The organism is Methylobacterium pseudosasicola (genome assembly GCF_900114535.1).
Lineage (GTDB): Bacteria > Pseudomonadota > Alphaproteobacteria > Rhizobiales > Beijerinckiaceae > Methylobacterium > Methylobacterium pseudosasicola.
The window spans coordinates 1-21,022 of record NZ_FOTK01000062.1; the positions used below are offsets into that span (position 1 = coordinate 1).

Annotated in this window: 18 protein-coding genes and 1 pseudogene; 6 read left to right on the plus strand and 13 right to left on the minus strand. The window is 67.5% G+C overall.

The genetic code is table 11. From position 1 onward, the window contains the following. Window positions 1-250, minus strand: a 250-nt coding sequence (locus BM228_RS30420) for a transposase (protein WP_139234280.1), incomplete at its 3' end; no start/stop codon positions are given. 856 nt (window positions 251-1,106) lie between these two features. Between BM228_RS30420 and BM228_RS30425 the strand changes: the two genes are divergently transcribed. Genes BM228_RS30425 through BM228_RS30440 form a run of 4 tightly spaced genes read left to right on the plus strand, consistent with a single transcriptional unit; the run spans window position 1,107 to window position 5,821 of the window. Then, a complete protein-coding gene (locus BM228_RS30425) occupies window positions 1,107-2,576 on the plus strand; it encodes an SLC13 family permease (protein ID WP_092046548.1) in 1,470 nt (489 codons plus the stop codon). 43 nt (window positions 2,577-2,619) lie between these two features. Continuing rightward, entirely contained in the window at window positions 2,620-3,897 is a 1,278-nt protein-coding gene (locus BM228_RS30430) for a CaiB/BaiF CoA transferase family protein (protein ID WP_092046550.1), read from the plus strand. 35 nt (window positions 3,898-3,932) lie between these two features. After that, a complete protein-coding gene (locus tag BM228_RS30435; RefSeq protein WP_092046551.1) occupies window positions 3,933-4,790 on the plus strand; it encodes a citryl-CoA lyase in 858 nt (285 codons plus the stop codon). Continuing rightward, window positions 4,787-5,821: an amidohydrolase family protein gene (locus BM228_RS30440; protein ID WP_092046553.1), complete on the plus strand. Its 1,035-nt coding sequence runs from the start codon at window positions 4,787-4,789 to the stop codon at window positions 5,819-5,821. The genes BM228_RS30435 and BM228_RS30440 overlap by 4 nt, the downstream gene beginning before the upstream one ends. On the opposite strand, the gene BM228_RS30445 is transcribed toward BM228_RS30440, so the two are convergent. After that, window positions 5,797-6,762 carry a LysR family transcriptional regulator gene (locus BM228_RS30445; protein WP_092046554.1) on the minus strand — a complete coding sequence of 322 codons (966 nt, stop codon included), beginning with the start codon at window positions 6,760-6,762 and terminating at the stop codon, window positions 5,797-5,799. The two genes, BM228_RS30440 and BM228_RS30445, sit on opposite strands and share 25 nt — an antisense overlap. Window positions 6,763-6,925: 163 nt before the next feature. Between BM228_RS30445 and BM228_RS30450 the strand changes: the two genes are divergently transcribed. After that, window positions 6,926-8,233, plus strand: a complete 1,308-nt coding sequence (locus BM228_RS30450) for an MFS transporter (protein WP_092046556.1) — start codon at window positions 6,926-6,928, stop codon at window positions 8,231-8,233. Between the two features lie 332 nt (window positions 8,234-8,565). Continuing rightward, the gene (locus BM228_RS30455; RefSeq protein ID WP_244537395.1) at window positions 8,566-9,147 is read left to right on the plus strand and encodes an Asp/Glu racemase; all 582 of its coding nucleotides are present in this window, start codon (window positions 8,566-8,568) and stop codon (window positions 9,145-9,147) included. A gap of 221 nt (window positions 9,148-9,368) precedes the next feature. Here the strand turns inward: BM228_RS30455 and BM228_RS30460 are convergent. From BM228_RS30460 to BM228_RS30510, 11 genes and pseudogenes are all read right to left on the minus strand, one after another. Then, window positions 9,369-10,583 (minus strand): annotated as a pseudogene (locus BM228_RS30460) (ABC transporter substrate-binding protein). Between the two features lie 122 nt (window positions 10,584-10,705). Beyond that, on the minus strand, window positions 10,706-10,993 hold the full coding sequence (locus BM228_RS30465; RefSeq protein ID WP_244537396.1) for a YciI family protein: 288 nt from the start codon (window positions 10,991-10,993) through the stop codon (window positions 10,706-10,708). Window positions 10,994-11,015: 22 nt separating this feature from the next. After that, entirely contained in the window at window positions 11,016-11,300 is a 285-nt protein-coding gene (gene catC / locus BM228_RS30470; protein WP_092046560.1) for a muconolactone Delta-isomerase, read from the minus strand. 233 nt (window positions 11,301-11,533) lie between these two features. Further along, window positions 11,534-13,156 (minus strand): GMC family oxidoreductase, encoded by a 1,623-nt coding sequence (locus tag BM228_RS30475; RefSeq protein WP_092046562.1) that lies wholly within the window; start codon window positions 13,154-13,156, stop codon window positions 11,534-11,536. A 10-nt stretch (window positions 13,157-13,166) separates the two neighbouring features. Further along, on the minus strand, window positions 13,167-13,976 hold the full coding sequence (locus BM228_RS30480) for a shikimate dehydrogenase family protein (protein WP_208612133.1): 810 nt from the start codon (window positions 13,974-13,976) through the stop codon (window positions 13,167-13,169). Between the two features lie 41 nt (window positions 13,977-14,017). Next, on the minus strand, window positions 14,018-14,824 hold the full coding sequence (gene fabG, locus BM228_RS30485) for a 3-oxoacyl-ACP reductase FabG (protein WP_092046565.1): 807 nt from the start codon (window positions 14,822-14,824) through the stop codon (window positions 14,018-14,020). Window position 14,825: 1 nt separating this feature from the next. Next, complete coding sequence (locus BM228_RS30490; protein ID WP_092046566.1) at window positions 14,826-15,530, minus strand: ABC transporter ATP-binding protein; 705 nt, start codon at window positions 15,528-15,530, stop codon at window positions 14,826-14,828. Then, on the minus strand, window positions 15,517-17,256 hold the full coding sequence (locus BM228_RS30495; RefSeq protein WP_425285025.1) for a branched-chain amino acid ABC transporter ATP-binding protein/permease: 1,740 nt from the start codon (window positions 17,254-17,256) through the stop codon (window positions 15,517-15,519). The genes BM228_RS30490 and BM228_RS30495 overlap by 14 nt, the downstream gene beginning before the upstream one ends. 76 nt (window positions 17,257-17,332) lie before the next feature. Beyond that, the gene (locus BM228_RS30500; protein ID WP_092046569.1) at window positions 17,333-18,220 is read right to left on the minus strand and encodes a branched-chain amino acid ABC transporter permease; all 888 of its coding nucleotides are present in this window, start codon (window positions 18,218-18,220) and stop codon (window positions 17,333-17,335) included. Between the two features lie 26 nt (window positions 18,221-18,246). After that, window positions 18,247-19,467 (minus strand): ABC transporter substrate-binding protein, encoded by a 1,221-nt coding sequence (locus BM228_RS30505; RefSeq protein WP_092046571.1) that lies wholly within the window; start codon window positions 19,465-19,467, stop codon window positions 18,247-18,249. A gap of 67 nt (window positions 19,468-19,534) precedes the next feature. After that, window positions 19,535-21,022 (minus strand): acetolactate synthase catalytic subunit (locus tag BM228_RS30510; protein ID WP_092046573.1); only part of this gene is annotated, 1,488 nt, incomplete at its 5' end.

Consider the following 21,022-nt stretch of genomic DNA (forward strand, 5'->3'; position numbering starts at 1 on the left):
GATGCAGGCGGGCCCATACGCCGGCCGCCTGCCAGTCGCGCAGGCGCCGCCAGCAACTCATCCCGCAGCCGCAGCCCATCTCCGCTGGCAGCATCTCCCACGGAACGCCTGAGCGCAGCACGAACAGAATGCCGGTCAACGCAGCTCGGTTCTCGATCGGCCGTCGGACACCTTTTGGACGTGGGCGGGACGGCGGCAGAAGCGGCGCAATCTCGGTCCAGAGATCATCGGGCAGAAGCGGACGAGCCATCACGACCAACGCCCGCCCGCCCAATCCGTGCCCGTTCTGTTAGGCGCTCTAAGGCCATCAAGGCCGAGATCATGGATGGCGAGGCTCGATCCGTGGCCGTCTTCAGCCGGTATGCTCCCTGAGCCGTTGTCGATAGAGGATGTCTTGCTCGCTGGTCGATCTTGGTTTGTGAAGCCCCTCATTCTGGCTCGAGAATGCTGCCGGAAGAAGCGGGTCGATAGCGGGACAAGCGCTCCGGAGGAGGACTGCATGACAAGCGGACGGGCTTATAGCGACCCAGCCAAGTCGTACGCGTTACTGCGTGCGTTGCCCGGAAACGGACATAGGCCCGCGGTCTAATCAACGGTAGGATCTGACCCTTCTCAGACCTTCAGAAGGTCCGCTTGCTGGAAGTCTGAGCGAACTAGAATGACCGAAGGTGGCCGTAGGCGGAATGGCTGGTTCGGAGCAGACCCGCCGGAAAATTGGACGGCCTCCTATCGACCCAACCCGGTCGTACAGGGTCTCGCGACAGCAGCCTGAAAGCGGACCTCAAGATCTACAGCCGCAGCGGGCCACCTCGCTTTGCCCAGCTTGGGAAGAGGAACAACAAGCGTCCTCAGCCAGCCTGCGATGCCCCTTATTCAGAGGCGCTTGGGCCGTCTTGGGATCATTCCTCCCGTTTATCGAACCCTGAAAATTAGCGATTGGACCCGCTCAAGCGGCCCTGACACAAGCACTGGCATCCTAACGTCAGTCGCTCGCAGCCTCGCTCACGCCCTGCGCCGACCGACCGCCGACGAGACCGCAACGGGTCTTCGGGGATCGGACCGCTCCCATAAGAGGTGCGGCCTGCAACGGAAGCAGGGAGGGTTCGATGGGCGTCGACGCGCAAGGTGCGCCACCGACTGCAGTCGTCGCGACGCCGTCACCGAATGACCACGCCGCGCTCAAACTCGCGGGGGTGGCCGCCGCCGTGCTGGTGGCCGTGGCGATCTGGCTGACACCGACCCCGACGGGTCTCACGCTCCTCGGCCACAAGGCGCTCGCCCTGTTCGGCTGCATCTTCGTCCTCTACCTCACGGAGGCCGTGCCCCTCGCGGTCGCGAGCCTGCTCGTCGTGCCGGCCGCATCGTTGTCGGGGATCACCACGGTCAAGGGCGCCCTCGAAGGCTTCTCGGCGCCCTCCGCCTACCTCATCGTCGGCGCCTTCGTGCTGGCCACCGCGATGGTCAAGACACGCTTGGCCGAACGCATCACCTACCTCATCCTCCTACGCATCGGCTCGGCACCGACCCGCGTCACGCTCGGCGTGACCCTCGTCAACGTCGCGCTTGCCTTCCTCGTCCCGTCCTCCACCGCCCGCACCGCGATCCTGCTGCCGGAATGCCTGAGCATCCTGGCACTCTACGGGACAGCGGGACGCTCGCCCTTCGCGGTGAACCTCCTCCTGACCCTGACGATGACCAACGCCACTATCGGGGCCGGCATCCTCACAGCCACGGTACCCAATCCGGTCACCGTCGAGTTCGTCGCCAAGGCGAGCGGCCACACCATCACCTACGCCGAGTGGCTGCTCTACGGCTTCCCGCCCGCGCTGGTGATGACCTTCGCAACCTGGGCCCTGATCCAGCGCGTCTTCCCGCCCGAGGTCGACGCCAGGACCTCCGAGATCGACGGGACGATCCGCACCAACCTGACGAAGCTCGGACGCATGTCGTCGGCCGAATGGCGCACCCTCCTCGTCTTCGTTGTGATCACCGGCCTCTGGGCGACACAGGGGCTGACGGGGCTCGACACCACCGTCGTGTGCCTCGCCGGCGTCGTCCCGCTCTTCCTGCCAAAGTTCGGCGTGATGACCTGGGCCGACGCCAACAAGGGCGTCTCGTGGCAGGTCCTCCTCGTTGCAGGCGGTGGCATCTCACTCGGCGACATCCTGCTCAAGACTGGCGCCGCCGGCTGGCTCGCCAACGCCATCTTTCACGGCCTCGGTCTCGCGGGCGCCTCGGCCCTCGTCGTGATCGTCGTGGTGATGCTGATCGTGCAGTACCTGCACGTCATCTTCGTCGGCACCACCGCGATGGCGACCGCCCTCCTGCCCATCGTGCTGGCGATGGCCGACACGGCCAACATCAGCCCCGTCGCCCTCGCTCTGCCCGCAGGCATGATCATCGGCGGCTACCCGCTGCTGATGTTCTACAACACGCTGCCCAGCATCATCGTCTACGGCACCGGCCGCCTATCCGTCGGGGACTTCCCAAAGGTCGGCGTCGCGATCTGCGCCCTGGCCTGCCTCGTCTACGCCCTCTGCGCGGCGACCTACTGGCAGTGGCTCGGCCTCTACTGAATTCCGCCTCGACTGATCTCCGAACCCAAGAAGGAACTCCGCGATGACGCTCCCCCTGCAGGGTATCCGCGTGCTGGATCTCTCCAACGTGCTCGCCGGCCCCTTCTGCGGCTACCATCTCGCGCGGATGGGTGCGGAGGTGATCAAGGTCGAGAACCCCAAGGGTGGCGACCTCGCCCGCCGCCTCGGCGCCGATCCGAAGATGGCCGAACAATTGATGGGCCTGTCATTCGTGGCCGTGAATGCCGGCAAGCAGTCGGTCGCCATCGACTTCAAGGCCGCGGACGGCAAGGAGATCTTCCTACGTCTCGTCGAGAAGGCGGACGTCGTTTTGGAGAACTTCCGGCCGAAGGTGATGGAGCGGCTCGGCCTCGGCTACGACGTGCTCGCGAAGCGCAACCCCCGCCTCGTCTACTGCGCCATCTCCGGCTTCGGGCAGAACGGCCCCTGGCTCGGGCGCCCGGCCTACGACCAAATCGTCCAAGGCCTGTCCGGCGCCATGAGCGTGACGGGCGACGCGGCTACGGCGCCGTTGCGCACCGGCTTCCCGATCTCCGACACCATCGCCGGCATCACGGCGGCCTTCGCCATCTCCTCGGCGCTGGTCGAGCAGCGCACCACGGGACGCGGCCGTCGAATCGACGTCTCGCTACTGGAGGCGACGCTCGCAGCCATGGGCTGGGTCGTGTCCAACCACCTTAACGGCAACGTCGAGCCCCAGCCGATGGGCAACGAGAACTTCACCGCAGCGCCCTCCGGCACGTTCCGGACCGGTGGCGGCCCACTCAACATCGCCGCCAATGAGCAGAAGCAGTACGAGACCCTGTGCGACCTCGTCGGCCGGCCTGACCTCAAGACGGATCAGCGCTTCGCCGGTCGCCAATCCCGCAAGGTGAACCGCGCCGCGCTTTCGGACGAGTTGAACGACGCCCTGCAGGCCCGCACCGCCAAGGAGTGGGAGGAGGTGTTGAACGCCAACGGCGTCCCCGCCGGCAGCGTCCTTTCCGTGCCGGAGATCCTGGCGGAGGAGCAGGTCACCGGCCGCCATTTCGTCGAGACCCTCGACGCCACCGTGACCGGGGATCAGCCGATGCGTGTCACCCGTCCTGGGTTCCTCCTTGACGAGGATTACCCGGCCCCGGCGCCTCCTCCGCAACTCGGCCAGGATACCGACCGGTGGCTGGCGGAGCTCGGGTACGGGTCCGAGCGGATCGCCGCCTTCAAGGCGCACGGCTCGGTCGCCGCGGCGAACCGCCCGTCGGTGCCGCCCTCCGCCAAGCTGCCGGAGCTCAAGGCCCGCGCCGAGAGCTCCAGCAGCTGAATCCTCGTCCAGATCCGAACCAAGGAGCGAGACCCATGAGCGATAAGGACCCTGCGGCGATCCTCGATACCGCCAAGGCGTGGTGGTCAACCGCGATCATCGACATGAAACCCGGAAGCATCCGTTTTTCGGGTTTCCCCATCGAGCAGCTGATCGGCGCTGTCAGCTTCCCGCAGATGATCTGGCTGATGCTCCGCGGCAGCATGCCATCGGCTGCCGAGGGGGCGCTCCTGGAGGCGGCGCTGGTCTCGGCCGTGGATCACGGGCCTCAGGCGCCATCAATCGCGATCGGCCGGATGTCTGTGACCTGCGGCCTACCCCTGAACGGCGCGATGGCCTCGGCCATCAACGTCCTCGACGACGTCCACGGCGGCGCGGGCGAGCAGTGCATGGATCTCTATGCCGACATCGCCCGGCGGATGGACGAGGGCCAGGCCCTAGACGCCGCGGTCGAGGCCGGCCTCGACGCCTTCATCGCCGCACGCGGCAAGATCATCTCGGGGTTCGGCCATCGCTTCCACCCGGTCGATCCCCGTGCGCCCCGCCTGCTCGCCCTCGTCGACGAGGCGCGGAAGCAGGGCGTCGTGAATGGCCGCTTTGCCGACATCGGTCGCGGCGTCGAGGCGCTCCTCGGGCGCCGCAAGGGCCGCGGCATCCCGATGAACATCGATGGCGCGACGGCGGTGATCTATGCCGAACTCGGTTTCGCGCCGCCGCTCGGCCGTGGCCTGTTCATCCTGTCTCGGTCGGTCGGCATCCTGGCGCATGCCTGGGAGCAGACGCAGCAGGGCGGCCGCATCAAGGGGCCGATGCCGCGCGGCATCTCCTACACTTACACAGGGCCGGCGCCGCGCGACTTCCCGGGTTCGGCCGCCGGGGAGCCGACCCCGTGAGCGGCCCCAACTATCTGCCGGTCCGCCCGGACTGGCTCGCCGCGGGACGCGAGGAGCCCTTGCGTCCCGAGTTGCCGATCATCGACGCCCACCACCACCTGTGGGACCGGCCCGGCTGGCGCTACCTGTTCGAGGAGTACCTCGCCGACATCCGGGACAGCGGCCACGCGGTCCAGGCCACGATCTACATGCAGGCACAGGCGATGTACCGCGCCGATGGGCCCGCGGCGTTCCGGGTCGTGGGAGAGACGGAGTTCGCCAATGGCGTCGCGGCGATGGCGGCAAGCGGGCTCTATGGTCCGACCCGGGTCTGCGCCGGAATCATCGGCCATGTCGATCTCCGGGCCGGCGCGGCGGTCGCTGACGTGCTGGAGGATCATATCCGCGCCGGTGGCGACCGCTTCCGGGGCGTTCGCCACCTCACGACCTGGGACGCCGATGCGAGCCTGATGAACCCCCTGAGCGCCGGGCCGCCTGGCCTCCTGGCGGATGGGGCCTTTCGGGCGGGCTTTGCCTGCCTCGCGCCGCGTAACCTCGGCTACGATGCGTGGCTGTTCCATCCGCAACTCGGCGAGCTGACCGATCTCGCCCGCGCCTTCCCGGCCACCACGATCATCCTCAACCATTGCGGCGGCGTGCTCGGCATCGGCGCTTACGCCGGCCGACGGGACGTGGTCTTCGCCAACTGGGCAAAGGCGATCCGAACGCTTGCCGAATGCCCGAACGTCGTCGTGAAGCTTGGGGGCCTCGGCATGCGGATCAACGGGTTCGGCTTTGAGGCCGGCGCAGTGCCGCCGTCGTCCGAAGACCTCGCCCAGACGTGGCGGCCCTACATCGAGACCTGCATCGACGCCTTCGGACCGGCCCGCTGCATGTTCGAGAGCAACTTTCCGGTCGACAAGGGCTCATACGGCTACGGGACCGTCTGGAACGCGTTCAAGCGCCTGACGATTCACGCCGGAGAGGAAGAGGTCGCCACTCTGTTCTCCGGTACCGCCGCGCGGATCTACGCCGTCGCCACCAATTCCTGAGGGGCATTCTCCGGCACCGTACCGGCGGGTTCCGGACCACCTTTGGCCAGCAGTGCTGTCCCCTGCTCGCGCAGCAATGCGACCACCCGGGAAGCGGCCGGCGAGAGGTAGCTGTCCCGCCGATGGATGCAGCCGAGCGGGCGCCGCAGGGTCGTCGCGTCGATGTCGAGCCGCTCGACCCAATTGCCCAGGCGCGACGGCAGCAGGTTCCGGGTCGAGGTGAAACTCAGGAGTTCGGTTTCGCCGATCAGCCGGGGAAGCATGGTGATCGAGTTGGTCTCGATCTGGACGTGGGGCCCGGCCACGTTGTGGGCTTGGAACACCGTGTCGAGCCACTGGCGCATCGCGACCGTACGGGCGGGCAGCACCCAGTTCCAGCCGCTCAATTCCTCGATCCGAAGAGTGCGGCCGCAGAGCGGGTGGCCCTTGGCCGCCACGACGACGACTTCGTCGGCGCCGAGGGCCTCGTGGCTGAACTCGTCGGCGTCGCCCGGCAGGACGGGCCCGATCAAGAGGTCGAGGCGGCTCTCGCGAAGCGCCATGCGCAGTACGCCGCTCATGCCGATCTGGAGGTCCACGGTCACGCCCGGCGCCGCGGCGATGAGCTGGCGGCAGATATGGGGGAGCAGGTATTCGGCCATGGTGGCGCCGGTGCCGATCCGGACGTGCCCGGCGGTACCGGCCGCGAACTCGCTGACCTCGCGGATCGCCTCGTCCATCGCCGTCCGCATCAGCCGCGCCCGGCTCAGAAGCACGTCGCCAACCTGCGTCAGCACGAGGCCGCGGCCGGAGCGGGCGAACAGCTCCGCCCCGACTGAGGCCTCCAGGCGCTGGATGCATTTCGTCAGTGCCGGCTGTGTGCGGCCGAGCCGATCCGCCGCGCGCCCGAGATGTCCGGTGTCGGCGATGACTTCGAAGAACGCGAGGTCCCTGAGGTCCATCAATTCCTCCCGGTTATCTTTTGCTGAACATTAGCGATTGGACCGGACGAAGACCTCCTGACAGAGATCTGACACGCCCGGCGCATGCTCAGCCGGCATTCGGGCGGACGGTAATGCATCCGGGCACCAAGTCCGAGAGCAAGACTTACAAAGGGAGGATCAGATGAGCGTCGCTGTCGCGGCGGCAACCGGCGTCGAGCCGGATGCCCAAACACGCCTTTTGGAAAGCGCGGTCGCCAAGAACACGCGGCGCCTCGTCCCGATCCTCGGCCTCGCCTACCTGTTCAACTATCTCGACCGGACCAGCGTCGGCTTCGCCGCCCTGCAGATGAACCAGGCCATCGGCCTCACCGCCGCACAGTTCGGTTGGGGCGCCGGCATCCTGTTCTTCAGCTACTGCCTGCTTGAAGTTCCCAGCAACGTCCTGATGTACCGCTTCGGTGCGCGTCGCTGGCTCGCGCGCATCATGATCACCTGGGGCCTCGCCGCGGCGGCCACCGCCTTCGCGGTCGGTCCCATGAGCTTCTACGTCATCCGCTTCATGCTCGGCGTGTTCGAGGCCGGCTTCTTCCCCGGGGTGATCTGGTACATCTCGATCTGGTTCCCAGCCCGCTACCGCACCCGCGTGCTGGCGCTGTTCATGGCCTCCACGCCGCTGTCGTCGCTGCTCGGAAGCCCGATCTCGGCCTCGCTTCTGAGCATGGACGGCTTCCTCGGCCTGGGCGGCTGGCAGTGGATGTTCCTGATCGAGGGCTTGCCAGCGTGCCTCCTCGGCTTCGCCTGCCTGTGGAAGCTCGCCGATACGCCGAAGGACGCGACCTGGCTCGACGACGACGAGCGCGCCGCCCTCGTGAACGAGCTCGCCAACGAAAAGCACGAGAAGCCGAAGAAGGACCTTTGGGCGGCGATGAAGGATGTGCGCGTGGTCCTGCTCACCACCATCACGTTCGCCTTCACGATCGGCTCCTACGGCATCGGCATCTGGCTGCCGCAGATCCTGAAAGGCCATGGCCTGTCGAACATCGCGGTCGGCTGGGTCGCCGCGATCCCGTACTTGTTCGCCACGGTGGGTATGGTGGTCTGGGCGCAGTACGTCGATCGGACTGGTAAAAAAATCTACAACCTCGTCGCGGCGCTGATTCTAAGCGCCGTCGGGCTCGCCGCCTCGACCCTGTTCGACGCGATGATCCCCGCGCTGATCTGCCTGACGCTGGCGCTGATCGGCACGATCTCAGCACGGACAGTCTTCTACACGATCCCGCAAAGCTTTCTCACGGGAGCAGCCGCGGCTGGCGGTCTGGCCTTTATCAACTCCGTAGGCGCTTTCGGTGGCTTCGTGGGCCCCTATCTCGTCGGCTACCTCAAGGATGCGACAGGGTCCTACAATGCGGGCATGCTCGGCATGGCGGCGATCCTCCTCGTGTCCGTTTTCATCGCCGGCTCGCTCAAGCTCGTCATCAAGAATGCCTGAAACGCACGGCAGAGCACGCACCTGATGAAATTTGAAAGGACAGCCAAACAGCTGGCGCTTTGCACATGGCCGTTTGGGGCACAAAACCGTCGGCCAGCACGCTCTGGGTGACCTCCGGTATCGTGGCTTCGCTCTCCGTTAGCAGACAGGCAGAAAGCCAACCATGCCGAGCAGTTCGAACATCGCTTGAGCATTTCAAAAGCAGTCATTCGGCGGACCGCCTAATTTGATGGATATGAAGACTACCCACTAGAGGAGGACATCGTATGGTCCGAATAGCTTGCCTCCACACGGCCGAGAGCAACATAGCCGTTTTCGATCATGCTTTGCGTATGATCGGCCTGACAGGGGTGGAACTGCGTCATGAGGTGCGGGCGGAACTTCTCGCAGCAGCGGAGCGGGAAGGACAGCTTACCCCCGAGATCGCTGCCCGAACAGCCGCGGAGCTCCGAGATTTAAGCGTCAACACTGACGTCGTGCTCCTGACCTGCTCCACGCTGGGACCAGCCGCCGAGGCTGCAGCTGTGGAGGCCCTAATTCCCGTCATGCGGGTCGATGCGGCGCTGGCTACCGCGGCGGTGAGAAGCGGAGGTAAAGTCGTCGCGCTTTGCGCTGTCAGAACAACTGTCGAGCCAACAAGGCTCTTGTTCGAGTCGGCAGCGCGCGCCACTGGTGCAGAAGTGGACGTCAGATTAGTTCCCGGAGCTTGGGAGTCATTCAAGGCTGGTAACCGCGATGTCTACCTCGCTATGATCGCTCGTACTGCCATGACGGCGGCGCAGGAGGGCGCGACGCGGGTCGCGCTGGCCCAGGCTTCAATGGCCGGAGCATGTAACCTGATCGACCCGGACATACGCCCTCTCAACAGCCCAGAGGCGGGCCTTATCGCAGCAGCCAGGGCGGCCGCCGCGTAGAAGGTCGCTTCGGGCAGAGAGCGAGTGGGACGGCGATGTCCGCTTTCTTCCGTGCGCCGGCCGGAAGCAGACCGGCAGAAATCCACCCCGACCCGTCATTCAGAGGCGCCAACCGATACGGCTGGGATTGGCCGAAAGCAGACGGACGGCTTTCGGCGTTAGAACCAAAGAAACCGACGATCCTTGTTGCAGTTCAGCTCATATCCGCCCGAAGGGGCGTATCACCCCTTCACCAACTTGCACGTGCTTTGGGAAAGCGGCTGGAATGCCTGCTCGCCAGGAATGGTCTTCAGGATCTTGTAGAAATCCCAAGGCCCAGCCGATTCTGACGGTGCTTTCACTTGGGCGAGGTACATGTCGTGCACCATGCGTCCGTCCGGGCGCAGCTTGGCGTTCCGCGCGAAGAAGTCCTGGATCGGCAGTTCGCGCATCTTGTCCATGACCCGCAGGCTGTCGTCGGTCCCGGCGGCCTCGGCCGCCTTGAGGAAGTGGAGCACGGCCGAATAATCGCCGGCTTGCACCATGGTCGGCATCCGGCCGCCCATCCGCTCGCCGAAGCGTCGGGCGAAGGCGCGCGTCTGCTCATCCATGTTCCAGTAGAAGCCCGTCGTCAGGATCATGCCCTGAGCGGCCGGCAGCCCGACGGAATAGATATCGGTCAGGAAGATATTGAGACCACCCAGCCGCTGTCCGCCCTGCAGGATCCCGAACTCGCTCGCCTGCTTGATCGTGTTGATCGTATCGGCGCCGGCATTGGCCATGCCGATGATCTTCGCCCCCGAGGCCTGCGCCTGCAGCAGGTAGGACGAGAAGTCGGGATTAGGGAACGGGTGCTTGACCGATCCGAGCACCGTGCCGCCCTTGGCCTTGACGACGCGGGTGACCTGCGCCTCCAGGTCGTGCCCGAACGTGTAATCGGCCGTGATGAAGAACTACGTGTTCTTCGGATCATCGGCCAGAGCCGAAGCCGTCCCGGCGGCGAGGGAATACGTATCCCAGGTCCAGTGGGCGCCCGTCGGCGAACAGGCGGCGTTGGTCAGTGCCATGGAGCCGGCACCGGAGTTGATGTCGATCTTCCCCTTGCTGCGCGCGACCTCGCGCACGGCCAGACCGGCGACCGAGGAATTCGTGTCGAAGATCGCGTCGACCCCCTCGGTATCGAACCAACGGCGCGCGATCGACGAGGCGATGTCCGCCTTGTTCTGGTGATCGGCGAAGATCAGCTCGACCGGTCGGCCATTGATCGGCCGGCCGAAATCCTCCACCGCGAGCTGTGCCGCCGTCACGGATCCTCGCCCGGCGAGATCCGAATAACCGCCTGACATGTCGGTCAGAATGCCGATCTTGATACCGCCGTCAGCATATTGGGCGGATGCCGGTACGACGGTGAGGGCGGCAGCGGCGAACGCAGCGGCCGCCGTCAAGGTACGACGGATCATGGTAGCCTCCCGTATTGTATTGCTCTTGATGCGACATCGCAGCTTTGAAGAGATCGGGCAGCGCAATGAGGCGACGCTCGTCAGCGACCGCTCCCGGCAGAAGACAGTCGTTCTGCCGTTCAGAGATAGCTTCGGCCGTCGAGGTAGGCCTTGCGCCATCGCTTGATCTCGACGCGCTCGAAGAGGCCCACCTTGTGGAACGGGTCCGCCTGGATAAGTGCCTCGGCTTCCGCGCGGGTGTCGACATCGACGACGTACAGGCCGCCGCCGGCATCGCTCCCATCGTCGTTCAGCTTCGCGCCACAGGCCAAGAGCCTGTCCTTGATCTGGTCGAGGTAGACGAGATGCTCCGCACGATTGGCCTTGCGAAGGTTGAGGCTTCCAGCCTTGTCGAACGTTTCGATCATGTACGGCATGGGCGTCGACCCGTCAGTTGGCTGCGATAGCGGAAGGATGCTGCGCCAGCGGCGTGACGCTGATCGACATGTACGGATAGAGCGGCAGCGAACTCAGAATGTCGTGAAGCTCGTCGTTGCCGGCGGCGTCGAACACGCTGTAGTTGGCGTATTGCCCGGCGATGCGCCAAAGGTGCCGCCACGTGCCCTCATGCTGCAGCTTCTGCGCATAGGCCTTTTCCTGCGCCTTCAGGCGATCCACCTCCGCTTTGGGTAGAGTGTCCGGGATGTTAACCTGCATGTGGACCATGTAGAGCATGACGCCGACCCCTTATCGTCGTGGTTTCCGAACACTTCCGACCTCGGACGCCTCGCGGTGGACGCTGTCGATTATAGGCGCGATCAAACTCGAAATGCCGCGGTGCCGTCGCGGCCGACACGGACCTTCGTGCCCCACACGGCCGATGCTGGGGGCCGCCTTGCGCCTGAGCAGGGCCGGTATGGCCCGCACCGCGCCGCTGCTCCCGGAGGGTTATCGGTGAACGGCATGCTTCAGGCATCGGCGCGGATCAGGTCGGACGCCTTCTCGGCGATCATGAACACCGCCGCCTGCGTATTCCCGGAGACGATGCGCGGCATGACCGAGGCGTCGGCCACGCGAAGCCCCGGCACCCCGCGTACGCGCAGTTGCGGATCCGTGACCGACTCGGGATCGCCGCCCATGCGGCAGGTGCCGCAGATGTGGTAGATCGTCTGGCCGTCGCGGCGGGCGAAGTCGAGCCAGTCCGCATCCGCCCGGCAGCCCGGACCCGGGTTGAGTTCGGCGCCGCGGAACCGGTCCATCGGCGCCTGCGCGACGATGGACCGGGCGATCTTCATCCCATCGACCATCGCACGGCGGTCCTCCTCCGTGGCAAGGAAGTTCGGGCGGATCGCCGGGGGCGTCAGCGGGTCGGGCGAGGCGGCGTGGATCGTGCCGCGCGATTCCGGCCGCAGCTGCGTGACGCCGATCGTCATGCCGGGCAGACGATCGAGCTTGCGCTCGGCGGCGTTGGCGTAGCTCGCGTGCATGAAGAAGTACTGCACGTCGGGCCCGTCGAGCCCCGGTCGCGTGCGCACGAAGCCGTGGGCGAGGCCGGTCCCGAGCGCCAGGATCCCTTGCCGGGTGGCGAGGTAGCGCGCTGCCGCCAGCCCGAGGCGCAGGCCGCGGGTCTGCTCGTTCAGCGTCACCGGCAGGCGCACACGCCAGTTCATGCGCGTGCAGTAATGGTCCATGTAGTTGGCGCCGACGCCCGGGAGCGGGCGCCGCACCGTCACGCCGAGCCCGGCGAGGATCGCCGGATCACCGAGGCCGGACAGCTCCAAGATCTGCGGGGTCTGGGCCGCCCCGGCGGCGAGGATCACCTCCCCGCGGCAACGGAAGAGGCACTCGCGCCCGCCGACCAGAGCGGCAATGCCGCTCGCCCGATCTCGATCGAATGTCAGGCGCAGGACGTGTGCGTCCGTCACGACAGCGAGGTTCGCACGCGCCAGCGCAGGCTTCAGGTAGGCGTCGGCGGCGCTGATCCGCCGCCCGCGCCGCTGATTGACTTGATAATAGCCGAAGCCGTCCTGGTTCGCCGCGTTGTAGTCGGGATTGCGCAGATATCCGGCCGCCTGCGCGGCGGCGATGAGGGCTTCCGCGATCGCCGGCCGCTCGGCGACTTCGGTCAGCGGCAGCGGCCCGCCGCGGGCGCGCAGCGGATCGGGCGGCCCATCGAAATCCTCGAGCCTGCGGAAATAGGGCAGCACGTCGGCGAAGCCCCAGCCGCGGCACCCGGCCTGCGCCCAAGCATCGTAATCCTGCGGCTGCCCGCGCACGTAGATCATGCCGTTGATCAGCGTCGAGCCGCCGAGCCCCCGACCCCGTGGAACCGCGATCACCCGGCCTCCGGTCGCCTCCTCCGGCTCGGTCCGGAAGCGCCAGTTGTAGGACGGGTGCTGGAGCAGGCGGCTGAATCCGGCGGGGATCGAGACCCAGGGGCTGCGCGCGCGTCCCCCTGCCTCCAGGAGCAGCACCCGGTGCGTCCCGGATTCGCTCAGCCGGTTGGCCAGCACGCAGCCTGCCGTGCCACCGCCAACGATCACGTAGTCGAAGTCACCCGCCGCAGCGGCGTCGATATCGATCCGTCCCACCGATCCAGCCTTACAATGCGCCCATGTGGCGGGCCATCAGGGCGATCTGGCGCTTCAGCATCGGCAGGCCCTTCTGGATGCGGCAGCCCGCAGCCTGCGCCGCGGCGAGCAGCGGGGTCGTCTCGGGTTCCATGATCGCCTCGGCGACGAACTGGCCGGCATGGAGGACGGTCAGGTCGAAGGGGGTGGCGTCCTGCGGACGCATCCCGAGCGATGTGCCGTTGACGAGGAGGTCGTGGTCCGCTTGGCTTCCCTCGGCCGCGACGGCGAGGGTGGGGTAGGCGGCGCGCAGGCGTTCCGCCAGCATCTGCGCGCGGTCGGCGGTGCGATTCAGAATCGTCAGGCGCGCGACGCCCGCTTCCGCCAGCGCGAAGGCAATGGCGCTCGCCGCGCCTCCGGCCCCTGCGAGCGCCGCGCTCCGGCCACGGGGCTCCACGCCCGCAGCACGCAGGGCCTCGACGAAGCCAATGCCGTCCAGCATCGTGCCGACCATGCGCCCGTCTGCCTCGCGCCGGACGCAGTTCACGGCCCCGATCTGCTCGGCCTCGCGGGTGAGCGCGTCGCACAAGCCGGTCATCGCCGTCTTGTGCGGCACCGTGGCGATGAAGCCGCCGAAATTGCGCAGGTGCCGGAGCCCCTCGATCACTCCGGCCAAGCCGTCCGTAGTCACGTGCAGCGGGACGAGGATGCCGTCCACCCCGTGACGGGCGAACAGCGCACTCATCACCTCGGGCGCCTTCACGTGGTAGATCGGGTCCGCCACGATCCCGTAGACCCGGGTCCGTCCGCTGATCCCGGCCGTGGTGATCGCTCCGTCCATGGCCGTCCTCCCTTCCATGCCCTGTCCCGCCCTGTCTTGGCTCACGTCATGTACAGGCCGCCCGCCACGTCGACGGTCTGGCCGGTGACGAAGCTGGCTTCTGCGGAGGTCAGGTAGAGGGCGAGGTCCGCGACCTCCTCGGGCGCGCCGAGGCGGCCCATCGGCGTCAGGCGGGCCTGTTCGTCGTTGACCGCGCGGCCGACCGCCCGGACCATCGGGGTCTCGATCCGGCCCGGAGCGATCGCGTTGACGCGGATGCCGAACGGGCCGAGCTCGGCCGCGAGGTGCTTGGTGAGGCCGATCAGCCCCGCCTTTGAAGCCGCGTAATGGCAGGCGACGATCGGCGAGTAGGTCTTGCCCGCCACCGAAGACAGGTTGACGATCCAGCCGCGCCCCGCCATGCGCATCGCCGGCATCAGCGCCCGGACGGTGTTGAATGCCCCCGTCAGATTCACCGCGACGACGCGGTTCCATTCCGCCGGATCCATCTCCCAGACGCGGTGGGCCGCCCCGTCGTGCTTGGGCGAGATGCCGGCATTGTTGACCACCGTGTCGAACGCGCCGCCCAGCGCGACGGAGGCCTCGGACAGGGCCGCCTCGACCGCCGGATAGTCGGCGACGTCGAGCTGCATCGGCAGGGCGCGCCCGCCCGCCATCTCGATGGCCGCGACCGTCGCGGCCACATCGTCCGGGTTCACGTCGGCGACGCCGACCTGGGCACCGCGCGCGCTGAAGCCCTCCGCGATCGCCCGGCCGATCCCGCGCCCGGCCCCCGTGACGAGGACGCGCCGGTCGGCATGGCTCGGTCGCCACGCGATCGCGTCCGGGTTCGTCTGCCGCTCGGTCATCTCAGATCCCCAGATAGGCGCGACGCACGTGGTCGTTGTCGAGCAACGCCGCGGACGCGTCGGCGAGCACGATCTCACCGTTCTCCAGCACGTAGCCCCGGTCGGCGACCTGGAGCGTGTGGAACACGTTCTGCTCGACGATCAGCACGGTGGCGCCGGTCTTCACGATCCGGTCGACCACCGCGAAGACCTGCGCCACCACGATCGGCGCGAGACCGAGGGACGGCTCGTCGAACATCAGGAGCTTGGGACGCGCCATCATCCCGCGGGCGATGGCCACCATCTGCTGCTCGCCGCCGGAGAGGGAGCCGGCATTCTGGTCGAGGCGCTCGCGCACCCGCGGGAACAGGTCGAGCACCTCCGCCAGCGTCTCCGTCTGGCGCTCGCGCGCCGCGCGGCGGTAGGCGCCCATCAGCAGATTCTCCCGCACAGTCATCTCGGGGAAGAGCTGGCGCCCCTCCGGGATCAGGGTGACGCCCCGCTCGACCATCTCGTGGCCTGAGAGCCGTGTGACGTCCTCATCCTCGAACAGGATCCGTCCGCGGGTCGGCCTCACCAGGCCGGCGATGGTCCGCAGCGTCGTCGTCTTGCCGGCGCCGTTGGCGCCGACGATGGTCACCACCTCGCCGGCACGCACGTCCAGCGACACGGCGTGCAGGATGCTGGTCGCGCCGTAGCCGGCATCCACGCGCTCAAGCGTGAGCATGGACGAACTCCTTGCCGAGATACGCCTCGATCACGGCGGGATCGCGCACGACGTCCTGCGGGCTGCCCTGGGCGATGATCTGCCCGGAACTCAGGACGATCACCCGGTCGGACAGCGCCATCACCGCCTGCATGACATGCTCGATGGCGATGATGCTGACACCGGAATCGCGGATCGACAGCATCAGATCGATGGCCCGGCGCACGTCGGTCTGGTTGATGCCGGCCATCACCTCGTCAAGGAGCAGCACGCGCGGGCGCATCGCCATCACGCGGGCGACCTCGAGCCGCTTGAGGCCGCCGATCGTGAGGCCGCGGGCCTCACTTTGGAGCCAGGGCGCGAGCCCCATCCGCTCGGCAGTCTCGCGCGCGACCTCCCGCGCCTCGCGCACGTCGCGGTGGCGGTAGAAGGCGCCGACCATGATGTTCTCTTCGACCGTCATGGCCGCGAAGGGCTGCACGATCTGGAAGGTCCGGCCGACGCCGAGCGCGGCGAAATCCGCCGGTCGACCCGGATTGTGCCACGTCCCGTCCGGCGCGCGGACGCTCACAGTTCCGGCGTCGGGCTTCAGGAAGCCGGAGATCATGTTGAAGACCGTGGTCTTGCCGGCCCCGTTCGGACCGATCAGGCCGAGGATCTCGCCCTCGCGCAGCGTGAAGCCGACATCGTTGGTCACGTGCAGGCCGCCGAAGCGCTTCTGCAGACCCTCGACCTGGATGACGGCATCGCCGACCGGCCGCCGCTCCTCCGCCCGCGGCGCGGCGGCGACCGCACTGGCTTGTACCCCGCGGGTACCTGTTCTCGTCCGTGTGAAGCGCGCGACGAGCCCCATCAGGCCGTTGGGCAGGAACAGGACGACGAGCACTAGCACGAGGCCGTAGACGAGCCCGTGGAGCCCGAGCGCCTTCGCGCCGAGCCAGCCTCGGGCGAGCTCAGTGATCGGCACGAGGAGGAGCGCGCCGAGCAGCGGTCCGAACACCGTGCCCAGGCCGCCGATCAGCGCGAACATCGCGATCTGGATCGACAGGGTCAGCGAGAACACCGCCGCCGGCTCGATGAAGGTCAGGTACATGGCGTGGAAGGTGCCGACCATCGCGGTTAGCGCCCCCGACACCGCCACGGCCACAAGCCGCATGCCCACCGTCGGCACGCCCGCGGCGCGGGCGGCAGATTCCCGCTCGCGGGTCGCGACGAGGTAGAAACCGATCCGGTGGGTCCGCATCCACCACGCGACCGCCAGCGTCAGCAGCAGCAACCCGAAGGCGATGGCCAGGGGCGGCCAGCGATCCCGGAACACCATCCAGGCCCAGCCGAACTTGAGCGGGATCATCAGCCCGGTGGCGCCCCCGGTCAGGTCCCGGAAATGCAGGGCCAGCACGCGGAAAACTTCGAGGAAGGCGATCGTCGCCAGCGAGAAGAACGGCCCGTGCAGCCGGAAACACGGATAGCTGATGGCGAGCGCCACCAGCATGGCGAGGGCGGCGCCCGCCACCATGCCGATCCACGGGCTGATCCCGGCGCCGACGAGCAGCATGCCGCAATAGGCGCCGAGCCCGTAGAAGATGCCGTGGCCGAGGGAGAGCTGGCCGGCGTAGCCGCCGACGATGTTCCAGGCGGTCGAGAGCGCCGCGAAGACGCAGATCGTGATGAAGACGTGGTAGACGAACGGATTGCCGATCGCCACCGGGACGGCCACGAGCACCGCGAGAACGAGGGCCAGCGCCATAGCGCCCGGAAGCGGGAGCGCGGCGCGCTCGGGGACCGGTGCCGCGGAGATCGGGATATCGGTCATCGCGACCCCTTCACGGCGAGACGTGGGACAGCCGGAGCTGACGCCCGAAGAGGCCCGAGGGCTTCAGGATCAGGATCGCCAGGAACACGCCGAAGACGGCGACCTCGCGCATGTCGGCGCCGACATAGAAGCCCGTGACGCTGTCGATCAGGCCGATCAGGATCGCCCCGACGAGGGCGCCGCGGATCGAGCCGAGGCCGCCGAGCACGACGACCACGAAGGCGATCAGCACGAAGTAGGTGCCGCTGTTAGGCGAGGTCGGGTAGAGCGGCGCGATCAGCACCGCTGCAACCCCGACGCAGGCCGCGCCGATGCCGAAGGTCAGGGCGTAGATCCGGTTCACATCGATGCCCATCAACTCCGCCGCGGCGCGATTCTGGGCCACCGCCCGGATCGCCCGGCCCGTGCGCGTTCGCGCCAGGAACGTCTGCAACCCCGCCACCAGCACGATCGCCGCACCGAGGATCACCACCTGCCCCAGGAGCATCCGCACCGGCCCGATCTGCAGCGGCTGGCGCAGGCCCGACGGCGGGGTGTTGGCGATGTCGGCCCCGAAGACGAGGAGAGCGAGGTTGATCAGCACCGTCGACAGGCCGACCGTGGCGAAGATCTGGATGTGATGATCGCCCGCGGCGAGCAGCGGCTGGATCAGGAACCGCTGGGTCAGGGCGCCGAGCAGGAACAGGATCGGGACGACGAGGATCACCGCGGCGAACGGGTGGAGGCCGAGCCCGGTCACCGCGAGGTAGGTCAGGTACATCCCGACCATCAGGAACTCGCCGTGAGCGAAATTGACCACCTTCACGATGCCGAAGATCAGGGTCAGCCCGACGCTGACGATGGCGAACAAGCCACCGAGCATCACGCCGTTGGCAAGCACTTGGAGAAAGACGTCCATCCCCGATCTCCGTGACGGCGGCGCGGTTACTTGCGCATCTCCATGGGTGCGACGGCGGCGCTCTCGGGATAGACCGTGACGAGCTTGCCGCCCTGCCACTGCATGCCCATCATCGCGGCGCGCTCGTTCTGGTTGTTCTTGCCGAACTTGAACCCGTAGCCGACCGCGGTGACGCCGTCCTTCACGTCGATGCCCTTGGCCGCCTTGACGATGGTGTCGGGCTCGAAGCCCTTCGCCTTGTCAATGGCCTGGAGGATGAGCTTGGCGCCGACGTAGTTGTTGAGCGAGTGTCCGGAGCGCGGCGCGCCGCCGAATTTCTTCTGGTAGGCCGCCACGAAGATCTCGAGGCCGGGCGTGTACTGCGTGTTGACGAGGTACTGGGTGAAATCGGTGTCGAGGACGCCCTCGATGACCTTGTGCCCGACCGCGTCGGCGGTGGGCTGCATCGAGTATCCGCCGCCGCCGCCGATGATGGCGCCCGGCTTGAAGCCCGCCTCGTTGGCCTGCTGGAGGAACAGGACGGAATCGTTCTGGTACGAGGTCTGGAGCAGGACGTCGATGCCACGTCCCTTCAGGTCGAGGACGAGGGAGGACATGTCAACCGTCGCGGCCGGATAGCCCTGCGCGGTCACGACGTTGAGCTTGGCCTGAGCGGCATACTTCTTCTGGAAGCTCGCCACCGAGGTGCCGTAGCTCGAATCCTCGTAGATGATGCCGATCTTCAGGTCCTCGGGCTTCTTGCCGAGCCCGGCCGCGACCTTGTTGACGATCATCTCCACCGCGAGCTTGGCCATGTCCTCGGCCGTCGGGTTGGTGCGGTAGAGATACTGCAGCCCGCGCCCGGTCACCTCTTCGGCGACAGCGCCGAGTTCGAAATACGGGATGCCCGACAGCTCGGCCACCTGGCTCGCGGCGATCGAGCGGGCCGACGAATAGGAACCGAAGATCGCCACCACCCGCTCCAGGGAGATCAGGCGGCGCGCCTCGCCGATCGCCTGGTTGTTGTCGACCGCATCGCCCCGGGTGAGCACCACCTTGTGTCCCTGGACGCCGCCCGCGGCGTTGATCTCGTCCACCGCGATCTCGACGCCCCGCGCGCTCTCCTCGCCCAGGAGCGCGAGCTGTCCGCTGAACGGGAACAGCGCGCCGACTTTCACGTCGGCGGCTTGGGCCGTCGTCTCGGCCGTCGTCTGGGCCGCGACGCCCAGAGTGAGGGCGGCGGCGAGTGCACGCGCAAGAAGTCTCATCGTTTCCTCCCGTGTCCTGTGTCGACCCGGCGCTTCGCGCGCTTTCTCGGTGGATCGGTCGTCGGCTTCAGTAGGCGAGGGCGTCCTTGCCCTCGAAGCTGGTGATCGGCGGGTAGGCGCGCTGGTCGGTGATCACGTCGATCACCGTCACGGCACCGCTCGCGAGTGCTTCGCGCAGAGCGGGCGCGAGATCCCCGGGGCGCTCCAAGCGCGTTCCAGTGCAGCCGCAGGCCCGCGCGATCGCGGCGTGGTCCACCGCCTCGAAATCACAGACGTCGGTGAAGTCGCCGAACAGGCTCAGCTCCGCGTGCTTCTGGTAGCCGAGGATTCGGTTGTTCAGGACGACGACGATGACCGGAAGCCGCATGCGCCGCGCCGTCTCCAGCTCCGACCAGACATGGCCGAACCCGCCGTCCCCGGTCACGCAGATCACGGGCGCCTCCGGGCGCGCGGCCTTGGCGCCCAAGGCAAAGGGCAGGCCCCAGCCGAGGCCCGCGATGCCGCGCGGTGTCAGGAAGCGCTGGCCGGCCTTCCGCGCCGTGAGGAAGTTGGCGATCCAGATCGAGGCGTAGCTCGCATCGGCGACGACGACAGTCTCGGGCGTGGTCACCGCGTCGATCTCAGCCATGATCCGCTCTGGCCGTATCGGCGTGGCCTCCAGATCGACGAGGCGGGCCATGTCGGCGGCGTGGGCCTCCCGGGCACGGGCGATCATGTCTTCGAGAGCCGCGCGGCGGCCCTCGAGCCCAGACAGATCGCGCAGCCGCAGGGCCTCGGCGAGGGCGGCCAGCGTCAGCTTGGCGTCGCCGACAAGGCGCAGGGATTCGTAGTTCCGGCCGATCTCGCCCCCGTCCACGTCGAGATGGATGAAACGGGCGCCTTCCGGGTAGAGCGACCAGCTGTCGGTGCCGTTCTGGTTGGTCCGGTTGCCGACGAGAAGGACGACATCGGCCTCCGTGACGAGCGCGCGCAGATGGGACGCCCGCGCCCGCGGCGCCATGAAGTAACCGGCGACGCCCACGGAGAGCGGATCGGACTCAGCAACGGCGCCTTTGCCCATCACCGTAGTGGCGACCGGCAATCCGAGGGCCTGGAGCGCGGCGAGTTCCGTGTAGGCGCCAGAGGAGTGGACGCCGCCGCCTGCGATGACCAGCGGTCGCTGCGCTCCGGCAATCAGCTCGGCGGCCTGAGCGATCCGGGCCGGGTCGGCGACCGTGCGGTCGAGGGGATAGGTGCCGAGACTGGCCGAACGCCGCGGCGCGGCAGCGTCGAAATCGGGCCGCTCGTCGAGCAGGTCCAGGGGCACCAAGAGCACCGCCGGCCCGGGGCGCCCGGAGGCCGCGGCTGCGAACGCCATGTCGACGTAGTCGTCTATGCGCTCGGCGACCGCGACCCGGCGCACCCATTTGGCGACGCCCGCGAACAGGGCGAGGTGATCGAGTTCCTGGAAGGCGTTCCTGTCGGTGAAGCGGCGGTGGACGTCCTGGACGATCGCCACGACCGGAATAGAGGCCTTCAGGGCTTCCGCGAGCCCCGGCACCAGCAGGGTGGCGGC

What these genes read in the sequence shown, in the direction of transcription:
- fabG (WP_092046565.1), bottom strand. Translation starts at nt 14,824, where the DNA reads ATGACCGAGCGGCAGACGAACCCGGACGCGATCGCGTGGCGACCGAGC.
- BM228_RS30445 (WP_092046554.1), bottom strand. Translation starts at nt 6,762, where the DNA reads ATGGACCTCAGGGACCTCGCGTTCTTCGAAGTCATCGCCGACACCGGA.
- BM228_RS30505 (WP_092046571.1), bottom strand. Translation starts at nt 19,467, where the DNA reads ATGAGACTTCTTGCGCGTGCACTCGCCGCCGCCCTCACTCTGGGCGTC.
- BM228_RS30495 (WP_425285025.1), bottom strand. Translation starts at nt 17,256, where the DNA reads ATGGCGCTGGCCCTCGTTCTCGCGGTGCTCGTGGCCGTCCCGGTGGCG.
- BM228_RS30435 (WP_092046551.1), top strand. Translation starts at nt 3,933, where the DNA reads ATGAGCGATAAGGACCCTGCGGCGATCCTCGATACCGCCAAGGCGTGG.
- BM228_RS30465 (WP_244537396.1), bottom strand. Translation starts at nt 10,993, where the DNA reads ATGATCGAAACGTTCGACAAGGCTGGAAGCCTCAACCTTCGCAAGGCC.
- catC (WP_092046560.1), bottom strand. Translation starts at nt 11,300, where the DNA reads ATGCTCTACATGGTCCACATGCAGGTTAACATCCCGGACACTCTACCC.
- BM228_RS30430 (WP_092046550.1), top strand. Translation starts at nt 2,620, where the DNA reads ATGACGCTCCCCCTGCAGGGTATCCGCGTGCTGGATCTCTCCAACGTG.
- BM228_RS30490 (WP_092046566.1), bottom strand. Translation starts at nt 15,530, where the DNA reads ATGCTCACGCTTGAGCGCGTGGATGCCGGCTACGGCGCGACCAGCATC.
- BM228_RS30455 (WP_244537395.1), top strand. Translation starts at nt 8,566, where the DNA reads ATGATCGGCCTGACAGGGGTGGAACTGCGTCATGAGGTGCGGGCGGAA.
- BM228_RS30480 (WP_208612133.1), bottom strand. Translation starts at nt 13,976, where the DNA reads ATGGACGGAGCGATCACCACGGCCGGGATCAGCGGACGGACCCGGGTC.
- BM228_RS30425 (WP_092046548.1), top strand. Translation starts at nt 1,107, where the DNA reads ATGGGCGTCGACGCGCAAGGTGCGCCACCGACTGCAGTCGTCGCGACG.
- BM228_RS30500 (WP_092046569.1), bottom strand. Translation starts at nt 18,220, where the DNA reads ATGGACGTCTTTCTCCAAGTGCTTGCCAACGGCGTGATGCTCGGTGGC.
- BM228_RS30450 (WP_092046556.1), top strand. Translation starts at nt 6,926, where the DNA reads ATGAGCGTCGCTGTCGCGGCGGCAACCGGCGTCGAGCCGGATGCCCAA.